Source organism: Psychromonas sp. 14N.309.X.WAT.B.A12, assembly GCF_030397575.1.
GTDB lineage: Bacteria > Pseudomonadota > Gammaproteobacteria > Enterobacterales > Psychromonadaceae > Psychromonas.
The window spans coordinates 107,845-127,616 of sequence record NZ_JAPNXS010000001.1 but is presented as its reverse complement, the minus strand read 5'-3'; the positions used below and the strand labels follow the sequence as shown (position 1 = coordinate 127,616).

General features: G+C 37.2%; 18 protein-coding genes and 1 pseudogene. 4 read left to right on the top strand and 15 right to left on the bottom strand.

The features are described 5' to 3' along the window. Window positions 1-210 precede the first annotated feature (210 nt). The gene (locus OW492_RS00600) at window positions 211-1,002 is read left to right on the top strand and encodes a class I SAM-dependent methyltransferase (RefSeq protein WP_290037697.1); all 792 of its coding nucleotides are present in this window, start codon (window positions 211-213) and stop codon (window positions 1,000-1,002) included. A gap of 207 nt (window positions 1,003-1,209) precedes the next feature. Here OW492_RS00600 and OW492_RS00595 read toward each other — a convergent pair whose 3' ends face one another. The 3 genes from OW492_RS00595 to OW492_RS00585 all read right to left on the bottom strand — a co-directional run bounded on the left by OW492_RS00595 (window position 1,210) and on the right by OW492_RS00585 (window position 4,054). Beyond that, the gene (locus OW492_RS00595; protein WP_290037695.1) at window positions 1,210-1,506 is read right to left on the bottom strand and encodes a DUF1244 domain-containing protein; all 297 of its coding nucleotides are present in this window, start codon (window positions 1,504-1,506) and stop codon (window positions 1,210-1,212) included. 329 nt (window positions 1,507-1,835) lie between these two features. Continuing rightward, window positions 1,836-3,332, bottom strand: a complete 1,497-nt coding sequence (locus tag OW492_RS00590) for an alanine/glycine:cation symporter family protein (RefSeq protein WP_290037694.1) — start codon at window positions 3,330-3,332, stop codon at window positions 1,836-1,838. Window positions 3,333-3,721: 389 nt separating this feature from the next. Then, window positions 3,722-4,054 (bottom strand): YajD family HNH nuclease, encoded by a 333-nt coding sequence (locus OW492_RS00585; protein ID WP_290037693.1) that lies wholly within the window; start codon window positions 4,052-4,054, stop codon window positions 3,722-3,724. A 178-nt stretch (window positions 4,055-4,232) separates the two neighbouring features. Between OW492_RS00585 and OW492_RS00580 the strand changes: the two genes are divergently transcribed. Both OW492_RS00580 and OW492_RS00575 read left to right on the top strand, forming a co-directional pair. After that, on the top strand, window positions 4,233-4,589 hold the full coding sequence (locus OW492_RS00580) for a VF530 family protein (protein ID WP_290037691.1): 357 nt from the start codon (window positions 4,233-4,235) through the stop codon (window positions 4,587-4,589). Window positions 4,590-4,663: 74 nt separating this feature from the next. Further along, window positions 4,664-5,023, top strand: coding sequence for a DUF3622 domain-containing protein (locus tag OW492_RS00575; protein WP_290037689.1), 360 nt, complete (start codon window positions 4,664-4,666; stop codon window positions 5,021-5,023). 477 nt (window positions 5,024-5,500) lie between these two features. On the opposite strand, the gene OW492_RS00570 is transcribed toward OW492_RS00575, so the two are convergent. The 3 genes from OW492_RS00570 to OW492_RS00560 all read right to left on the bottom strand — a co-directional run bounded on the left by OW492_RS00570 (window position 5,501) and on the right by OW492_RS00560 (window position 9,616). Further along, window positions 5,501-6,997 (bottom strand): carbon starvation protein A, encoded by a 1,497-nt coding sequence (locus OW492_RS00570; protein WP_290037687.1) that lies wholly within the window; start codon window positions 6,995-6,997, stop codon window positions 5,501-5,503. 208 nt (window positions 6,998-7,205) lie between these two features. After that, window positions 7,206-7,922 carry a two-component system response regulator BtsR gene (btsR, locus tag OW492_RS00565; RefSeq protein ID WP_290037685.1) on the bottom strand — a complete coding sequence of 239 codons (717 nt, stop codon included), beginning with the start codon at window positions 7,920-7,922 and terminating at the stop codon, window positions 7,206-7,208. Continuing rightward, window positions 7,916-9,616, bottom strand: a complete 1,701-nt coding sequence (locus OW492_RS00560) for a sensor histidine kinase (RefSeq protein WP_290037683.1) — start codon at window positions 9,614-9,616, stop codon at window positions 7,916-7,918. The genes btsR and OW492_RS00560 overlap by 7 nt, the downstream gene beginning before the upstream one ends. Before the next feature lie 232 nt (window positions 9,617-9,848). Between OW492_RS00560 and OW492_RS00555 the strand changes: the two genes are divergently transcribed. After that, window positions 9,849-10,973, top strand: a complete 1,125-nt coding sequence (locus OW492_RS00555; protein WP_290037682.1) for a nuclease-related domain-containing protein — start codon at window positions 9,849-9,851, stop codon at window positions 10,971-10,973. Here OW492_RS00555 and OW492_RS00550 read toward each other — a convergent pair. From OW492_RS00550 to OW492_RS00510, 9 genes and pseudogenes are all read right to left on the bottom strand, one after another. Next, window positions 10,970-11,454 (bottom strand): annotated as a pseudogene (locus tag OW492_RS00550) (DUF3427 domain-containing protein); the annotation flags it as partial. The gene OW492_RS00555 and the pseudogene OW492_RS00550 sit on opposite strands and share 4 nt — an antisense overlap. A gap of 490 nt (window positions 11,455-11,944) precedes the next feature. Further along, on the bottom strand, window positions 11,945-12,892 hold the full coding sequence (locus OW492_RS00545) for an inositol monophosphatase family protein (RefSeq protein ID WP_290037681.1): 948 nt from the start codon (window positions 12,890-12,892) through the stop codon (window positions 11,945-11,947). Window positions 12,893-12,894: 2 nt separating this feature from the next. Beyond that, on the bottom strand, window positions 12,895-13,908 hold the full coding sequence (locus tag OW492_RS00540; RefSeq protein ID WP_290037679.1) for a phosphotransferase: 1,014 nt from the start codon (window positions 13,906-13,908) through the stop codon (window positions 12,895-12,897). Between the two features lie 86 nt (window positions 13,909-13,994). Next, window positions 13,995-14,264, bottom strand: a complete 270-nt coding sequence (locus OW492_RS00535) for a hypothetical protein (RefSeq protein WP_290037678.1) — start codon at window positions 14,262-14,264, stop codon at window positions 13,995-13,997. A 532-nt stretch (window positions 14,265-14,796) separates the two neighbouring features. Then, the gene (locus OW492_RS00530) at window positions 14,797-15,036 is read right to left on the bottom strand and encodes a hypothetical protein (RefSeq protein ID WP_290037676.1); all 240 of its coding nucleotides are present in this window, start codon (window positions 15,034-15,036) and stop codon (window positions 14,797-14,799) included. Continuing rightward, window positions 15,023-17,065: a hypothetical protein gene (locus OW492_RS00525; RefSeq protein ID WP_290037674.1), complete on the bottom strand. Its 2,043-nt coding sequence runs from the start codon at window positions 17,063-17,065 to the stop codon at window positions 15,023-15,025. Before OW492_RS00525 ends, OW492_RS00530 begins: the two co-directional genes overlap by 14 nt. An 11-nt stretch (window positions 17,066-17,076) precedes the next feature. After that, window positions 17,077-17,442 carry a hypothetical protein gene (locus tag OW492_RS00520; RefSeq protein ID WP_290037672.1) on the bottom strand — a complete coding sequence of 122 codons (366 nt, stop codon included), beginning with the start codon at window positions 17,440-17,442 and terminating at the stop codon, window positions 17,077-17,079. A 2-nt stretch (window positions 17,443-17,444) separates the two neighbouring features. Further along, complete coding sequence (locus OW492_RS00515) at window positions 17,445-18,581, bottom strand: LamG-like jellyroll fold domain-containing protein (RefSeq protein ID WP_290037671.1); 1,137 nt, start codon at window positions 18,579-18,581, stop codon at window positions 17,445-17,447. A 3-nt stretch (window positions 18,582-18,584) separates the two neighbouring features. Further along, the gene (locus tag OW492_RS00510; RefSeq protein WP_290037670.1) at window positions 18,585-19,769 is read right to left on the bottom strand and encodes a hypothetical protein; all 1,185 of its coding nucleotides are present in this window, start codon (window positions 19,767-19,769) and stop codon (window positions 18,585-18,587) included. Between the last annotated feature and the right edge of the window lie 3 nt (window positions 19,770-19,772).

Here is a 19,772-nt window from a genome sequence, read left to right as displayed (position 1 = left end):
GCCACCTATTTGCTATACTGCGCGCGATTTTAATATCAATCATATTAAATAAGAGATCTAAATTTTGCGTAGGAAAATTGGCTTAGTTCAAGGTGTAACTTTAGTTAAATAGTTATTCTATTTGCGAAAATTACAACGAGCAAATAAGTGGTTTTAACCAGTAAAATAGACCAGTTAATTAGTAACATTGATATAATACAGGAACAGATAATGATCATCGATAAAACATGGCGAATTTTAACAGTTGGAGACGGTGATCTGTCTTTTTCTGCTTCTTTACTAACTCACTACCAGCCAGCAAGTTTAACCGCGACCGTACTTGATACAAGTGACGTATTATTAGGTAAGTATGCACACAATGATTACCAAACATTATTAGATCAGCAATGCCCTGTATTATGCGAATTCGACGTAACCAATCCTAATGCTTGGTCGAAATTGGCAAAGCATAGCTTTGATTTAGTGATTTTTCAGTTTCCCTTAATACCAGCCTTTAAATCGCATCAAGAGTTTCAAGAGAAATGCAAAGAAGTGCATATCAATACGTTAAACCGCCAACTATTACGTCACTTTTTAATAAACTCCTTTGAGCACTTTTTAGATCCAAATGGATCACGCTTGTGTTACATCACCTCTAAAGATGTAAAGCCTTATAAAGAGTGGAATATTGAAAATGCGCTGCACAGAAATACTGACATTGATTACTTAGGCTGGCATGATTTTAATATTGATGCTTTCCCAGGTTACAAAGTACGAAATGTCGACCGAGATAAGCATGTCAAAGACACCAAAGGCATTACCTACGTATGGAGTGATAACTCAGAACACACCATCAAGTCACAATTAAGTGAAGCAATATATCAAGGTGAAGCCTACTGTGAATTATGTGCCACCGGCCCATATAACAACGCGCAAGACAAACTAAAGCATCAAAGTACCAAAAAACACCTGAACATGATCAACTATGAAGCTATGTGGCAACTGATATTAGATAGAGAATAAAAAGTCAGTGTTACTGTATAAACTTGAAGGCTTTCGTTTGAGCAGAAATCAGAACATGTTTGGTAAATTACCAAAATAAACACCAATGACTAGCGATAACTATTAGATAAGTCTAATTTCAGGGGCGTTTGCTTTAGCCTGCCAGTATGCGAGTCATCGCATACTCGTATTAGCCACAACAAACACTCCCTAACATCTAACTTACAACTACTTCTTCGCTTTTAACGCTTCAAACTTCGCCATCTGCTCTGGTGTTGCTGGCAATTGATGATGTGCTTTCCATTCGCTGTACGGCATACCATAGACATGCTCTCGGGCTTGCTCGTCTGTCATATCAATATTACGCTCTTGCGCTTCTGCTAACATCCATTTTGATAAGCAGTTTCGACAAAAATCAGCAGTATTCATTAACTCAATATTTTGCACATCTTTACGGCTGTCTAAATGCTTTAGTAAACGACGAAATGCTGCTGCTTCTAATTCTACTTGTTGTGTATTATCCATTTTTATTCCTACTTTTAAATTAACCATGAACCTGAAGTTCACAGTATCTATTATTCATTAATGAATACCAATTCAATTAACAACCAGATCTAACTTACTGGTTAAAGCAATTCGATTCTGTGTTGCCACTTCCATAAAGAAAAACAACTAATCATATCAAATGAGAGCTTTAATTTAGTAATTTTTCTACGTAAAAATAAGCCCACACAATTAAGGGAATTAGCAAAATTACCCCTCCCTTTTCTGATAAAAAAACGCCATTTAGTGATAAAACTAAATGGCGTTTATAAAAAATAACAAGTTAACTCAGAAAAGTATTTAACGAATGTTTATTTTTTAGCTTTCTCTTTTTCTAACCTTTGCTCCCAGAATACCGCTTTCTTGATACCTAATTTAACAGGGTCAAAAGAGTAAGACTCAGGATTTGTCTTGCGCTGTTGCTCGTAATCTTTTAATGCTTTGATAGCAGGCTTACCCATGAAGAAAATAAGTAAAATACCGACAATGTTTAACCAAGCCATTAAACCAACGCCAACATCACCTAAACCCCATGCTAGGTTAGCTGTTTTCACTGTACCGTAGAAAGCAGCTGCGATAAGCACCACTTTTAATAGGAAAGTAAAATCAGGTAATTTAAGCGTACGACGTAAGTAAGCCACGTTAGTTTCAGCAATATAGTAGTAAGCTAAAATCGTCGTGAAAGAGAAGAAAAATAACGCTAATGCAATGAATGGTTTACCGATCCCTGGTAATACTTTATCAACCGCTAATTGCGTAAAAGCAGGGCCATTTGCCGCAATTTCAGCACCAATATTTTGCACTAAGAATGTTTCTCCAACACCATGTACGTTATAAGCACCAGTAATTAAAATAACAAATGCAGTAGCAGAACACACTAATAATGTATCAATGTAAACAGAAAATGCTTGTACTAAGCCTTGTTGTGCAGGATGTTCAACTTCTGCAGCCGCCGCCGCATGAGGACCTGTACCTTGGCCGGCTTCATTTGAGTAAACACCACGTTTAACCCCCCAACCGATTGCAGCACCAACACCAGCCATTGGGCTAAATGCATCGCCTACAATCATCATGAAGATAGAGGGTAATTCAGTAATGTGTAAACCAATGATAACCAACACAATCAAGACATAAGCAAAAGCCATAAATGGCACAACCACTTGTGTAAAGTTAGCAATACGTTTAACGCCACCGAAGATGATGAAGCCTAACATCACCACAATGACCATACCTGTCATGATTTTAGCTTGGCTGAATACACCCATGCCTGTTTCAATTAATGAACCAGAGCCAAAGGCTAACTCAATACCGTTACCAATACTGTTAGATTGAATACCAGGTAATAAAAGACCACAAGCAGCGATAGTTGCGATAGCAAAAAGAACAGCGTACCAACGTTGGCCTGTTACTTTTTCTAAATAATAAGCGGGACCACCACGATATTGGCCACCATCCACTTCTTTATAAACTTGCGCCAATGTTGATTCAACGTAAGCTGTTGCCGCACCTAAAAATGCAACCACCCACATCCAAAATACAGCACCAGGACCACCAAAACCAATTGCGGCTGCAACACCAGCAATATTACCCGTCCCTACACGACCAGATAATGAAACAGATAACGCTTGAAATGATGAAATCCCTTGTTTCGAGTTCTTACCCGATAACAACAAAGTGTACATCTCTTTAAATAAACGAACTTGTACAAACTTAGTCTGAAGCGAATAAAAAAGTCCCGCAGCCAAACACAAATAAATAAGTGCCGGGCTCCATATCAGACCATTTAAAAAATCCACTAACTCCTGCATATAACTTTCCTCACTGAAAATAAATATCCTTGAACCAGCCAAAAACTGACCAGATCTTACAGGCGAATAAACTAAACATTAGTGGTTAAAAAGTAAAATATTAAATAGCGAGAACGTAGCTGAAAGTACTGATATATATGATGTTAGTAAAAAGAAGACTCATAAACATACAATTTATTAACAATAAACAAACAAAAAATGAATGTTAAATAATCACATATAAATGACAAAATACAAATATGACGATTAATAGAGTAAATATCAATATTAAATGTAATGAAATAAAAATAGATAAATCAGTGTTATAGGTCAATATAAAGAGGAATAAATGTGCTAATACATACCTTTTTTATACTTATCACAAAGCACGTACTAGATCACATTTTCAACTATTTCTTCATTTTTGAAAGTAAATCTGCAAATGGGTTATATGTCGCCGTGGCTACGTTTTCATCGCCCGCTTCAACATGACTGCCATATAAGTCAGCTTGTGTGTATTTATCATGCTCATGATCATGGCAATAAATACACAATAATTCCCAATTACTTCCATCGGCAGGGTTATTACTGTGGTCATGGTCCATGTGGTGCACAGTCAACTCCTTCAAGTTTGAGTAAGGAAATTCACGAGCACATTTACCGCATACCCAAGGAAATAGCTTTAACGCTTTATCACGATAATCGCTTTCTAAACTTTTATAATTACTTGGAATGTAAGCCATCTCAACCTCTTAATATCAAAATCTGCCTCATGATATGATTTCAACGGAGATAAGTGAACTAATTCAATATAAAAATTGTGATTATTGACATTTAATTAAGCATTAATTCTCACTTGCTGTAAGCTGACACAGTAAATTATTCATCAGCAATACATCGATTCAAAAAAGACAATTAAACATGCAAACAAATGACCCATTGCACGGCGTTAAGCTGGCTCAAATCTTAACCGACCTTCAAACCAAATATTCATGGAAAGAGATGGGAGATAAATTAGGCATAAAATGCTTTTTAAACAATCCCACACAAAAATCATGCTTAAAATTTTTACGTCAAACTCCTTGGGCAAGAAGCCGTGTTGAAATTATGTATTTAAAAACTTTTTGCAGTCAACATCCTGAGACGACTAAACTGATCCGAAGTATCTTAGCAACACAAGATAAAAAGCAACAAACGCCCGCTCCAAAATCAGAGAAAAAACCATCGGTTATTAAAAGCAACGATGGATTTCAATGGGCTAAAATTAACAACAAATAAGCGGTGAAGATTATAGCCAAACTGTGTTACTATCGCGCGCCTAAAATAAACAACGTCTAAACTAGGAATAGCTCATGACCCAACAAAAAAAGTTCGATTACCAAATCAAACAGGACGCTAATACCTGGAGTGCAGAAATCACCCGTCGTGTTAGTGCTCGTAGAAGCAATGTATCAAAGCAACAAGATGGTTTTGCCACTGAAGCGTTAGCCATTGAATGGGCTGAAAAAGAATTAGAAGGCTTTTTAACAAAACAAAAAGAAGCTAATGCACGTAAATCTGAACGCCGTGCAGAGCGTAACGCGCAAGCTGAAAAAGCAGCTGCAGCAAAAGAAGCTGCTAACGCTGCATTCTTAGCAAAAAGAGAAGAAGCACGTGCTCGCGCACTAGAAGCTGATGACGCAGAGCTTGACTACGATTACGACGAAGAATAAATTTAACGTCTGACAGCCCTTCTTAGAGCAACACATTTCAAAGGCCAATCTACACTGTAGATTGGCCTTTTTGTTGATGGGATGGAAAAGACTCAGCTAAACAACACATCTTTTAACCTTGGCCGTTGAGCGAATTAGCTAAAAAGCTAAGGTTACCAGCGGAAGAGCTCTGCGATTCCTTTTTTTAGCCTGCATCTTTTGATTTTTTGTGTTTAATTTTTTTGAGTGGGATTTTTAGTTCGCTTTGCTCATAGTGACTAATATTATTACGCGGTTACCCGCATACTGGCAGACTAAAGTCAGCGCCCCGAACATCAAGCTTCGCTGAATCGCTATTGCTACTAACCTGTCTCCCCTCTTCAATGACGACTCATTTCAGCCAGCTTTAACTTCTCCGTCCATCCTTTCCCAAAACCAAAAAGCCCATCGAGAGAGGGCTTTTTAATTTTTTAATAATAACAACTTACATTATTGTTTTTAGCTTTTTTGCGGTACGACTTCTACACCGTCATCATCAATTGCTTTACCGTGCTCGTTAACAAACAGAGCGCGTTTTGATTTCGTGAGTACGTACACTGTGATTGCTACCGTTGATAAAATGCCAACAATAGTTGAAATCTGCATTAATAAACCAAAACCAAGGTTTGAATTATTTAAGATGAAAGTAATAACAACGGCTGTCATAAACATCGCAGGTACTGTTGAAATCCAGTGGAATTTATTGTGGCGAACTAAGTAAGCCGTTGCCGTCCATAACATCATTACTGCCGTAGTTTGATTAGCAAAACCAAAGTAGCGCCAGATAATCCCGAAATCAACTTGCGTTAAGATACCGCCAAGAATAAACAATGGTAATGCCATTAACAGACGGTTACGCATCGATTTTTGATCCATATTGAAGTACTCAGAAAGAATCAAACGGCTTGAACGGAACGCAGTATCACCAGATGTAATAGGCAAGATAACCACACCTAAAAAAGCTAAAATACCACCAAAAACACCTAATAAACCAAATGATGCACCATATACCACAGCACCTGGGCCACCTGTTGCGACAACATCAGATAATGCTTCAACAGAGCCAAAGAAAGATAACGCTAATGCACACCAGATTAAGGCAATCACACCTTCACCAATCATCGCACCATAAAATACAAAGCGTCCATTTTCTTCGTTTTCAATACAACGAGCCATTAAAGGAGATTGTGTTGCATGGAAACCAGAGATAGCACCACAAGCAATAGTGATGAATAGTGCAGGCCAGAGAGGAAGGTCATTAGGATTCATGTTAGTAAACATCTGGCTCATTTCATAATCACCTAATAAAGTATGATCACTTGAAACCACTACAGCCGCAATTAAACCAACAGACATAAAGATAAGTAACGCACCAAAGAATGGATAAAAACGACCAATGATTTTATCTACAGGTACAATCGTAGCAACCACATAATAAGCAAAGATAATTGCAACCATCGACATCAGCGATACCGTCATATCCGTTTGCTCGTTCACTAAGTTAGTGATCATCCCTGCTGGCGCAGATACAAATACCACACCGACTAACAGCAACAATACGAGTGCAAACACATTCATAAAGTGTTTTGCATTATTACCTAAGTACTTACCGGTAATAGAAGGAACAGATGCCCCGCCGTTACGTACTGATAACATGCCAGAAAAATAATCGTGTACACCACCAGCGAAGATACAACCTAATACAATCCACAACATTGCAGCAGGACCGTATAACGCCCCCATAATTGGACCGAAGATTGGACCTACACCTGCAATATTAAGCAGTTGTACAAGGTAAACCTTAGGTGTTGACATGGCAACATAGTCCACGCCATCTTGTTTTTCGTAAGCAGGAGTTTGACGTTGTTTTTTAATACCGAAAACTTTCTCAACAAAAGTACCGTAAATAAAATAACCGCCAATTAATAATGCTAAACAAAATAAAAACCAAATCATGGTGTCGTCCTTTTAAATGAATTAATTTGATGCTCGCACTTTAATCCATTGTATATAAATAACATTAGTTGATTAATTGAGCGGTAAAATACACATTTAAACGGTTGTTATGAATGTTAAGCGGTTTTAACAAATTGTTAATGGCAGGCTAACCTCCCTTTTTATTGCGTTTTCATCTTCAGTATTGCATTTACATACTTGATCAAGCTCACATCAAACCAAAGCGATCTTTAATCACCTTTAAATAACGGCGACTCACGGGTGCGTGATGGTTAGACTTAGTCACAATATCTGCAGAGCCATTATCTAATAATTTGATTTCACGAATACAAGTAGGATTAATAAGATATTGTCGATGACAACGAATTAAATCAGTTTTTTCTTCTAACACCTTCAAAGACAAACTTGCAGTAAACTTATCTTTGTCTGTTAATAGATGTACTCCTGTCTGCTCAGACATTGCAATTTCAATTTCGTTAGGAGCTAATAACAAAATGCGATTAAAACCAGAGCAAGGGATCAACTCTAACTTATTTGCTGTGATAGGCTCATAATTAGGTTGTTCTAACTTTTCCGCATTAACCCGCTTTAACGTCTTTAATAAACGTCCACTTTCAACGGGTTTAAGCAAATAATCAAAGGCATTATCTTCAAAGGCTTTCACCGCGTACTCATCATAAGCAGTCACAAACACCACCTTAGGCATGGTATCAGGGTCAAGCATACTCAATAGATCTAACCCAGTAATTTGTGGCATATGAATATCTAAAAATACCACATCAGGCTTTAAACTATTAATCGCTTTTAACCCTTCAATGGCATTACTACACTGCTCGATTACCTGTACTTGCTCGGTTTCTACCAATAACTCATTTAACTCTTCACGAGCATAAAGTTCATCATCAATAACAATAGCTTTTAACATAATACATCCTGTTGTTTTGGCAGTGGAATTAGAATCGTCGCCTTAGTATAAACATCACTTTCACAAGTCATAGTTAACCCATAATGCTGTCCGTATTGATTTTTAATACGCTTATCAACGATCTGCAAACCTAAGCCTTTTGCATTACTTGGCTCTTTATAATGCCCAGCATTATCAATCACTTCTAACACTACTAAGGTATCTTTATCCTTATCCATTAGATAACCGTTAATCTCTAACTTACCTTTACCAATTAAAGTCGACGTACCGTGTTTAATGGCATTCTCAATCAACGGCTGTAGCGTAAAAGTTGGCACCTTAAGCGATAACAACTCATCAGCAATATTCTCAGTTACACTCAAACGATCGGCAAAACGTGCTAGTTCAATCTCTAAATAAGCATGAACATGGGCTAACTCTTCTTTAATGGTCACTTGCTCAATATCTTGTTTTAAATTACTTCTGAAAAACTGTGAAAGGTGCTGAATCAATTCACGCGCTTTTTTAGGATCTTTTCTCGTCACTGCACTAATCGTATTTAAGGTATTAAACAGGAAATGTGGGTTAACCTGTGCTTGCAATAACCGTATTTCAGATTGGTTTAATAGATTCTTCTGCTGAATATAACGACCTAACAAGATTTGATTAGAGATAAGTTTAGCTAACCCTTCCCCTAAACTACGGTTCAAGGTAGAAAACAGCTTCTGCTTTGGTTCATACAATTTCACCGTACCGAACACTTGACCATCGGCTTGAAGCAAAGGCACAACCAATACAGAACCTAACTTACAGCCTTCATGAATAGAGCATTGATAAGCGGTAGCATAACCGTCTGCATAGGTCATTTCGCCCGTTTCGATCGCCTTCAATGTATAATCAGAAGAGATCATTCGGCCACAAACATGGTGATCATCACCAATACCAATAAAAGCTAAAATCTTTTCTCTGTCGGTAATCGAAACCGCGCCAACGCCCGTTTCTTCATGAATAATACCAGCGATCTTTTGGCAACTTTGAGCATCAAAACCATGCCGAAACACCCCTACTGCTCGCTGTGCAATACGTAATGCTTTATTAGAAAAAGCATTATAATTCTTCTCAAAAATCGCTTTCTTATCTTGAATAATACTCATGAACAAAGCTGCGCCTAATGAGTTAGCAATTATCATTGGTAACGCAATGGACTGTACCAATAACCAAGCTTGGTCAAAGGGCTTAGCAACAATCAAAATAATCACCATTTGCAACACTTCTGCGAATAAAGTGATAGTAAGGGCCTTCATCGGTCTAAAAATCTTCTCTATCTGCCCTCTACGCAAATAATAAAGATGCAACAAACCACCAATCAACCCTTCTGACGTGGTAGACAACATACAAGCAACATCAGTAAATCCACCCATGGAATAACGATGTAAACCACCAGTCAACCCCACCGCTAAACCAACAACAGGACCACCTAACAAGCCCCCCATCACAGCGCCAATTGCTCGTGTATTCGCCAACGCATTTTCAATGGATAAACTAAAGTAAGTACCTAAAATACAAAAAGAGCTAAATAGCACATAACAAGCAATACGATGGGAATTACGACCAGAGATAAAAATAAGCGGCATAAAAAGCGGCGTTTTACTCAGCAAATAGATGATCACCAAGTAAACACTAAGTTGCTGCAACAACAATAACGTAATTTCCACAACAACTCCTAAGTAGACAAAAACCAATATTGATAGAAAAGCACTGTTATACAGTATTTAGAAGAAATTTTAAGTGAGAAGTGAGGATAAATAAGGCTTAAATAACAGTTAAGTAAAATTTTTAGTTTAAAAATGCTCTTAGTAATACCAACCTTATTAAAATTTTAGTACCCTTGATAAACAATATTTTGCTTAAAATTTGATGTTTATATGTAATTCTAGGGAATTGAAATTGATTTTAAAAGAAAAAGAGATCAGCAACTCAAAGGATATCAGGGTACAAGCTGGCGAAAAACAAGAACAAGACGTTGCTTTCTATCTTCGAAGAGCTTTCAAAGACCGTGAAGATATCTGTGTGTTTAACGATATTAGAATTGAGCATAATGATGAGGTAGCGCAAATTGACCATTTAGTTTTATATGTTTATGGGTTTATTCTTATCGAATCCAAAAGTATTACAGGTGAAGTAAGAGTCAATGAAAATGAAGAGTGGTCACGCAGTTACCATGGAAAATGGTCTGGTATAAAGTCACCTATTAAACAGGTTGAACTTCAACAAAGACTATTAAGAGAACTACTTTTTGAGAGAAGACATGAAATATTACCCAAAAAATTGCTTGGAAAATTACAACAAAGTTTTGGAAGAAGATGTTGGGATAATATTTGTGCAGTATCTAGTAATGCGATTTTAGACCGAAATAATATGCCAAAATCAGTGTCTAGCCAATTAGTTAAGTCTGAATTCCTAATAGATAAAATTAATGAAGTAATGAATTTACCCTCAAATAAAATAACAGATTTTTTGAGTATAAATACTCGACCAGATTTTAAAGCGAAGGATATGGAAAAGATAAGTCAATTTTTGATCGATAACCATAAATCTACTTTGAAACAATTGAGCATATTAAGCAAACAACCTGAAATACCGAGTAATACTAATATACCCTCATATTCCCAAAATAAAACACAGGTCATGGATGCTAGTAATCAGGATATTATTGAAGAAACATTGAACGAAAGTGCTTATCAACATAATCCTGTACAAAAATGTAATCTAAACGCTTCTTCTACTCAATCAGTTCAGTCAGTAGAAAATGTAGCAGCTGTAATTCTTGAAAGTTCAACACTATTAGCATGTAAAGAGTGCCACTCAAATAACGCCCTAATTGCTTCACCTGGACGCTATGGTTATTACGTAAAATGTTCACATTGCCAAGCAAATACAGCAATGAAAAAGCAATGTCCTTCATGTAGCAGTACCAAGACTAAAGTAAGTAAAAAGAAAAACGCTTATTACCTATTGTGTACAGAATGTAATGCTAAAGACCTAATTTTCACGCAAGAAGACACTATTTAACCAACGGCTAGTTTTGCAGATTCATGCCGTAAATATGAAGGCATAGGATGCAGTAACTTCCATGTAATATCCATGTAATATCCATGTAATATCCATGTAATATCCATGTAATATCCATCGGCTGACTACCTTCATATTTAATAAATTCTACAGGGCCAAAGTTAACAAACCCCATCGTACGGCCATTTTCATCTTTTGATTGTTCTCGTACAAACAGGATAACAGTTTTGTTATTCTGTTTTTGTTGAATATATGAAAGCCCCTTTCCAGCTATAGGCTTAGCACTATTTTGTGTTTGCCAGTGAAATAGTGAAGGGGTTATAGCATAGTCATGGTACATAGTTGTCGGTGAAAATTGTTTATCTGATTTATTTAATGTAACAAATAGCAGTTCAATATTAAGTTTAGATAAATTAAATACACCTTCTCGACTAGAAGATTTTTTATCGAATGTACTATCACCAAAAGCAACCATTTAATACTTGAGTTTGTTGCTTTCCTAACTCTGCCGACATGGTCGCAGGTTCAATGGTGGTGACTGACACATTTTGTTCAGACCCCTGCTCTACCATGCATTTACTGTCGCGCCCAGCACCAATATCTAAAATACGTGCATCCGTCTTTTTTAAGACGGGTGCGAGATATTCGAGCCAAGTTTGATGTACTTACTCAAAAGATTTAGATAAATACAGTTTTCCTAACTGATCTGCATTCTTATTGTAAAAGCTCTCTGGCATTTTTAACTCATTTCCCTTTGCATTACCTATGCAATTGATACCCCTACTGACAATAATTTAGGAATTGGTCCTTTAACGACTAAAGATTTGGGAAAGCGAGCTTATTACCCACACGTAAAATATAAAACTAAGTTAGTTTTATCACAAAAAAAATAATTTAAGGAATAATAAGCAATTGAAATTACAATTTTAGTTACCAGTTGCTGGTTATATGTACTTTGTGAATAACGAAGTTTAAAAGTTGCCCACAAATTCCCTATAAATCTGGATAATACGTTTCGCTACTAATTGGTCTGATACGTAAAGTACACCTTTATGGTTCATGTAAGTTGAATCTGATCGGTTTAAATCTAATAGCTCTCCGTTTATATCGCTACACCAGCTGTTTGTTGCTTTAGCTAGACAAGCAGTAGCTGCAAAGTCCCACAAACTGCCTCCACCTGACTGAGATTTTGGGAATTTGATGTAACAGGCTGCATTTTTATTGTCTGTTTCAATAACTGATAAGGCATTGATGACGGCACCATGACACGCTTGTATTTCAAAACCTTGGTAACCCAGTTCATCGGCTAATTTTGCTAGTTCATTTACTAGTGGCTGATATTGAGCATGTGATTTAAAGCTTCTATCAGTGTAAAAAGTGAAGGTTTGCTTGCCCGCATTTAAAGCGTGCGTTTCGTAGTTTTTTGGCTGTAGGTGTAGCCCGTTTTTATAAGCGCGTGTAATGCCTACATTATCAATAACGGTATGGAAGCTAGTGTTACTCGTTGGATGATGTATTGCGGCTAATATCGGTTGACCAAGCTTGTTTACTAAGGCAATGGATACGGCATATCCAGTGCTGCCTTCTATAAAAGGTAATGTGCCGTCTAATGGGTCGATACACCAAAAATAGTCTTTATGTAAACGAGAATGAAGATGTGCGTTTTCTTCGCTACAATTTTCTTCACTGAGTACCGCTAAGTCATATTGCTCAAGGCTCTCATCCAAAATATCTAGAATGATTTCCTGACAAGCAAAGTCCACTTCCGTGACTACTTGTGAACTTTGACTACTACCTGCAGCTTTAAAGTGGGTTTCAAGTAATGATCGATCAAAGCCTTGAATATACTCGCCTGATTTTTTTGCCGCTAATAATGCTAACTCACTTAGTTTATTAAGTGTTTCTGTTGCTAATTGCATGACTACTCTGCCTTCACAGGGAATTGTGATAAGGATTGAAGCGCTTGTTCGGTGAGTTTTTCGGTATAGTCGTTGATTTTCCAATGTGCCGGTGACCAGCCTTTTACAAAGCGTTGAAAATCCGCCCAAGCAAGCGCATATAGTGGTCGCCATGCTTGCTCTAGTTGTATTGGGTCGATCTGTTTTTGTGTTTTGATCACCGCTTCACTTAAGCAGATAAAATAATAATCGATTAAGGAATTTTGCAGCGCAGCACAATGTTCTGGCGGAATTGCACTGCTGATAAATAAGATGAGATCTTTCATGCCGCAACCTTTACCGACATATTGAAAATCAACCGCAGCGACTTTTTTCGCATTGGTAGAGAAGCAAAAGTTAGCTAGTTTAGCGTCGCCATGCACTAGTGTTTGAAAAGGTGAATCAGTGAGAATTTGATCGATTCGTTTTGCCGCCATTTTGAGTGACGGATCATGTAATGCATCTAACTCATCTGGGCGCGTAGCAAGGTGCCAATAGGTGCCTGTTTCCCAGAGCTCAGTGTATGTTTGCTCCGTATTGCTTTGTAAATATAAGGCATGAAAATTCGCTAACCATTTAATACAAGTTTTTGCTTCATCTAATGTAGCTGTTGCTTTAACGACGGGATAACCAACTTCCTCGAGATCTTCTAGTACCAATAGATTGAGTTTCTTGTCATTTTGGGACGCAATACAGCGTGGCACATAACAATCTTGATGATGGAGGTGTGCATAATGTTTATACCAGTTTGATTCTACTTGATAGGAATGAAGTTTCCGCTGATGAGACAAAGTGGTATTCCACCCTTTTGGGTGTGAACTAGGTTGCGGTGTATTAACTAGTTTTACTACGGCAGACTTTGTGTTCCCACCTTCTAAACTCACTCTAAATAACTCGCCATAACCACCCCATACATCTTGAATAAGCTTCACCTCTTTGATGCTTTTCGCTTCTGTTAATGATAGTAAGGTGATTTGTAATGATTGAGAAATTGGCATATTGGCATCTATCTGTGCTGGGTTGATTGGAATTAAAGATTGCTAATAGTATCGAACTCCTAGATAGATTGATAATCCTTGTGACTTTATGCTGATTCTATTTTGGTTAACTTGCCTGATAGGTATGTAAGCGTATAGAGTTTACCTTTAATTTTATAAACAGCTTGTTGGATTTTTGTGCCGTCATTACGTTTTACTTTGTAGACTTGTATCGGTTTACCACAAATTGAATCAACGTTACTGCGGATATCGCCCAAGCTAGCTAAACCGTCTAAACATCTTACAAATTCACCTTGACGAGCTTGCACAGAAAACGACAGTGTTGCGATGAGTAACATTAAGCTGACTTTTAGCATGATACGGTTCCTTTCGTTTGTTGAATTAACGATAACATAGAATAAGTTACCTAAATTACATGACATTTAAAAGGCTGTTGTTGGATTAAGGCGGGATTGAGACAGATGTTTTAGCATAGTTAAGGTCAACGACAATTGATGGAATGACTTCAAAAGATGCAGGCTGACAAAAGGAATCGCAGAACTCTTCCGCTCCTGATGCTACCCTGTCGGCTAACTCGCCTTACAAGATGTGTCGCTTAATTGAGTGAATAATCTAAAAAATAGCAGGGTTATTTTGCTTTTAAAAGCAAAAAAGCTTGGTGATTTGTTTATTTTACAAATCGAACCAAGCTTTTTTTAAAGGGTATTAGGTGGTTAAACCTAGAATGGCATTTTGAAGCCTAGTCCCAACTGGGCTATTAAAATCACAAGATACTATATATCACTAGGGTTGAAGCTATTTTCCAATTTTAGTATTACATTAAATCATATGTATTTATGTAAACTTTTGACCCCTATTTGACCCCATAAATATTTCGACTAAAAATTATTAATTTACCTCTAAACTCGCAAAATCCAAGCTAGGCAACTTACTAATAACGTTCGTATCTTCAACGCAAACTTGATCACCTACAGTCAATGAAAGTGTTGATGTTACCCATTGTTGCGACTCTCCCCACTCAACCTTTACACGTGATAATGCTTCATCTATTTGCAAAACTGTTGCTCTAAACCGAATGGTATCTGTTATTAAACTTTTAAATTGCTTAGTTATATTAGTCGTAGCCATTATTTAACTCCAATGAAATATTTTGTGATATGTCAGTGATTGACTGAAGAGGTAATGCATTGCTGAGACATAAACCAGTGATGGTTGATTCTGCATAAACGACACGCACAATCTCACCTGGCAACACTAAGCTAAATGATGATTCAGGAGTTAATAGTGGAACCGAAATACCTAATACTTCTTGTGCACCACTGTCACCCATCAAATTACGGGCTAATTCTGCATTAACATTATGGTCTTGAGATAATGAACTTAATACATCAGTTGCACGCAAATTGCCCGCAGTACCTATTTTAATTGCTTCAGTAATCACTCCATGTGTTTCACCACTGATCAATGCATAATTAATTTGTGGCGTTGTATTATCAGTGCTTGATTGCGTATCGATGTAATCTGCACTAATAACATGATCGCATTCCTCATCTGTTAACGATGACCAATTCCACGGGCTGACTTTATAGCGCGGTTGAATGTGGATGATATCAAGTAAACTATCTGGTTGAATAATTGCGCCACTTGCCTCTGCGACTTGTTGTGCAATTTCTATAGCCGATTTATTTAAATAGCTAAATGAATCAGCTTCTAATGTCCATTCTGGTGTTAGCGTTCTTTCAAGCATAAAGTTTTCTGTCGCTAACTTTTCTTCTACTAATTGCCAGGCACCAACAACCTCATCAACTACACCTGTATGAAGGGTCGCATAAGGTTGCCCTAACCACTGCGAATTTGTAACACAAGTAAATGAATAAGAGTCTTGAGCAAACGAATTAGCTTTTTTAAATTCACGTAATGTGAATAAAAATTGATGGCCATTTACGTTGATTTCAAACACAGCACGATAAGTTAATAATGCTAAATTATCGCTGCCATAAAGTTGGCCGCTAAACGTCCAGACAAATGAATCAATATCAAAGCTGATTGATGCATTAATAGGATGTATTTCTATTTTATCGCCATTATCATCGACAATATAAATTTGTATTTCATTCATAATGATTAATGCATCCAGTTCTATAGGTAAAAAGTCAAGAATTCCTGTTGAGTCCCAAAGTTTTTTAAACTCTAAAGTGCTTTTTATTGGTTCTGGTTCAGGCTCTATCGTAGGTGGATCATAAGGCCTTAGTAATGTTGGGTTAATTCCGTTTTCAAAGCGATTTAACCAGGTGCTTTTTATTGGCAAACCATTTTCAAAATAGGCAGCTGTATCAGTATTGACTCCACCTGCTTTTTGCCAATCTGATTGCAAGCTTTGCGTTAATCGAGGTGGTAGAAAGTAAGATGAGCGCAATAAAGGTGGTGATAAATAAACACATTCTTGCAACTCAAATAGCACATCAGTTTGTGACTTAATTAGAGTATCGTTATTGTCACTTATATTCTGATGGATTTTTATCCCATGTATAACTGGCTCTGTAATTCCCCTATCTACATCGATCATTTTCGATTGATATGATAATACCTCTCTATCTAATCCTGATGCTTGTATAACTCCATGTTCCATTTTAACCAAAAATTTTTCATTATCTTCAAATGGACTATAAACACTGCTTTTTAGTCCAGTCGCGTTTTCAAATTTACTACTAATTTGTGTTGAATTGCCTCTATTAACATTTATATCAAAAGTGAAAGTGTGCTCTGAAACATTAGATGGATAAGAGTGTTCAGCAGACAACTCAATTATTAGAACAGCATCAGCAAGGCCTTTTACAGATACACTTTCGCCAATAGTAAGGTCAATGATGCTCGATAAAATAGCGGTGCTTTTCACTATGGAGGTAGAACTGATTCCAATAGCATCTACAATTGTAGGCTGAACTGTTGCCGTACTTTCAACGCCAAAATTGAGAACACCATTTTGACTATTACTATAAAAATTTAAACGACCATCATTCTGGTAACGATTATTAGGCTGAAGTGTCGCAGTAGAAACAGGTTTAGATAAACGATGAGTAGCACTGATATCAACGATGGATACATCACTATCAAAGTTTAACTCTCCTGTATTCGTCCAAATTTTAGTAAACTTCATCGCCTAGCTTCTTATAATTCAGTAAGAGTCCATCCGTTTAAGCGCAATAATGAGCCGCTATAAAGAGTGGTTGAGGGTAGCTTTAAATCGGCGTTTGAATCTGCATCACCGACGTTCATAGACACAAGCTGTTTTTCATCTTGTATGATTGCTGCGTTCGTGGCAGTCGCATTTAACAACACCATTGACTCATCAAAATTATTAAGTGTTAACACTCCATTCTCAATACTCAATTTTGATGGTGAAGGTACAAGCAAATCACATACAGTTTCTTGCTCTGCATTAAACACTCGTAAAACACTTTCGCTTGCATCTAGAGCATCACAAAACGCCTGTAATCTAGCTGTTTTAATTTCATTTGAAAAAGTAAGGGCCATGGTTAATCCTTAACGTAAGGGGTTGCAGATTGGAATCCAGCCGCAACAGCTTGATATTCTGGAGGAGTGTTAGGTGTTTCTTGATTATCTTGAGCCACAAACAGGTATTTGGTGTCTAGCAATAGGTGGTCAAAACGATACTTCCCACTGCTATCAGAATACGTTTCATCAAGTAATTGGCCGTATTGAGTGAAGCACATGACCTTTCTATTAGGAGCTGGTATGTCCTGAATTAGCACCTTACTTTCAAAGTACCCCATGGCACGACTTTCACCGTCCTGATTAATTATGTTTTTATAGTTCCCACTCTTCAAAACTAAAGTTGAAACGGTATCAACATGCAGAGTTTGAACTTCATTAGAGTAATTATTGGCTTCTTCTTTTGTTTGTTTATTAGCCCACAAAAAGCCATCAGATAAACCTACAGGCCCCAGTAATGATATTATATAAGTCGTGGACACATCATAAGTTAACCCTTCTAACTCTTGAACGTGCGAGTCGACCTCTTCGTCAGTTAGTTCTCTGCTGTGCAATACACAATAAGCTAAATGACCGTATCCTATTTCATCTGAACTGCCACTAGACCGATTTAAAGAGTTCATTATATTACCATCAGACAAAGATATATTTGGATTTCTACCACTAGTTGTTCCAACAAAGACACCGTTAATAAAACAATCGACATTTCCGTTAGAATCAATTCTTCCTAAGTAATGAGTAAGCTCACCGATATAATCGCGGCCTACATGATGACCTGCAACATAAGTATCATAGTCATCTGCAACTCCAGAAGTCGCAACACAAAATATGTCGTTGCTATTTTTATTGCTTCCATTGCCATCGCCAACATCGAATATTCTTGCGTAAGTCCTACGTTCATTACAGTGAAATAAAGCTTCAACAGTAAAACCATTAGATGGGTCCCCAGATCTGTTAGCGACGTTATTTTTTAGCTCTATATAAGAGTCGCCATCAAAAGAGGCTACCACCCCATTTGTGGTATTCTTAAGTGAAGGAGCATTCCCAAATAAAGTTAAAGTGAAATCTTCGGAACCCAAATTTGTTAAAACATCCTCCCCTTTAACAAACATCAATGGCTCTTTACTTGTTATTTTCGCATAGAGTTCATTAATAGCCATGAATTAACCCTCTTGAGTACTAATATCAAATCCCATTAAACATTCGCTAATATCGCTACCATGATCCTTTGTGGTATTGAAGAAAACATATTTACTACCTTCCAATTCGGGTAAGTTGTCTAAAGTTTTTCCGTGTAAACTTGAATATTCAGATAATGGCTCTACTAGCAATGGCATATACCCTCTAAAAGAAGAGTCAGATTCCATCACCATTTGCTTTTGAGTATTTATGTAAAATCCATTATTAACTGGATTTGGCAAAGGCATTGTATCTCCACCATTATTTGACATTCCAAGCTTCATCCAAGTATCAACACCTTCTAATTGATGATATTTTCTAGCTATTCGATTTTGTGCACTTGAATGATTTTTTGCTAAAAAGGTGTAATAATCATAATTAGAGCTGTTACTTTGATCCCAGCGTCCAAAACCACTATCACTAACATTAGTATTCTCAACATGATTCATTATAAAATGATATCTATCCCCAGCTTTTAAAGAATCAATATATCCTACGACAAATCCGCCAAAATTATCTTTAGCACCGTACTGCATCATGTAGTAGAAGATTCGATTATCTCCCACTAAATTCCAATTTTTTGAAGAATAGCGAGCTGTAGCTGGCCAGCAGTGGCTGTAGATCTCATCATACGTATCAATATCGGTTACATTTTCAACCATTGACACTTTACAAAGGCGGGCATAATTCCCTGACCACCCATCATAAGCACTGTTATCAATGCGAAAATGAACATTACCTAGGTCACCCGCTGAGGTGAAAATAATAACCTCATTGTTAGCGTCAGAATAACTAATTGACCATCCAAGAGGGGCTACTTTTACTGAGCCCGTTACTGTCGCATCAATAGGCGACACGCCATCATCAAGCTCAAAATAAACCTCTGTTGAGGTTATACTTATGACACGATGCTCACCGTTGTAATCGGAAGGTATTACCCCTTCAAATAACAATACAGAATCATTAACATAGGAATGCCCACTTGAGAACGTGGCTTTAGCCAATGAGCTTTCAGCATCAAAAACAATAGAATCGGGCGCTAATGAGCCAAAACCATCGACTAACACTGCTTTCAACAGTGCGGCTACTTGTCCTTGCGCACTATCTTCTGAAATTTGCGGTGCACCTTGCATGTTGCTACCAAAAAATTTAGTTGGGTATGTTTTCATTGT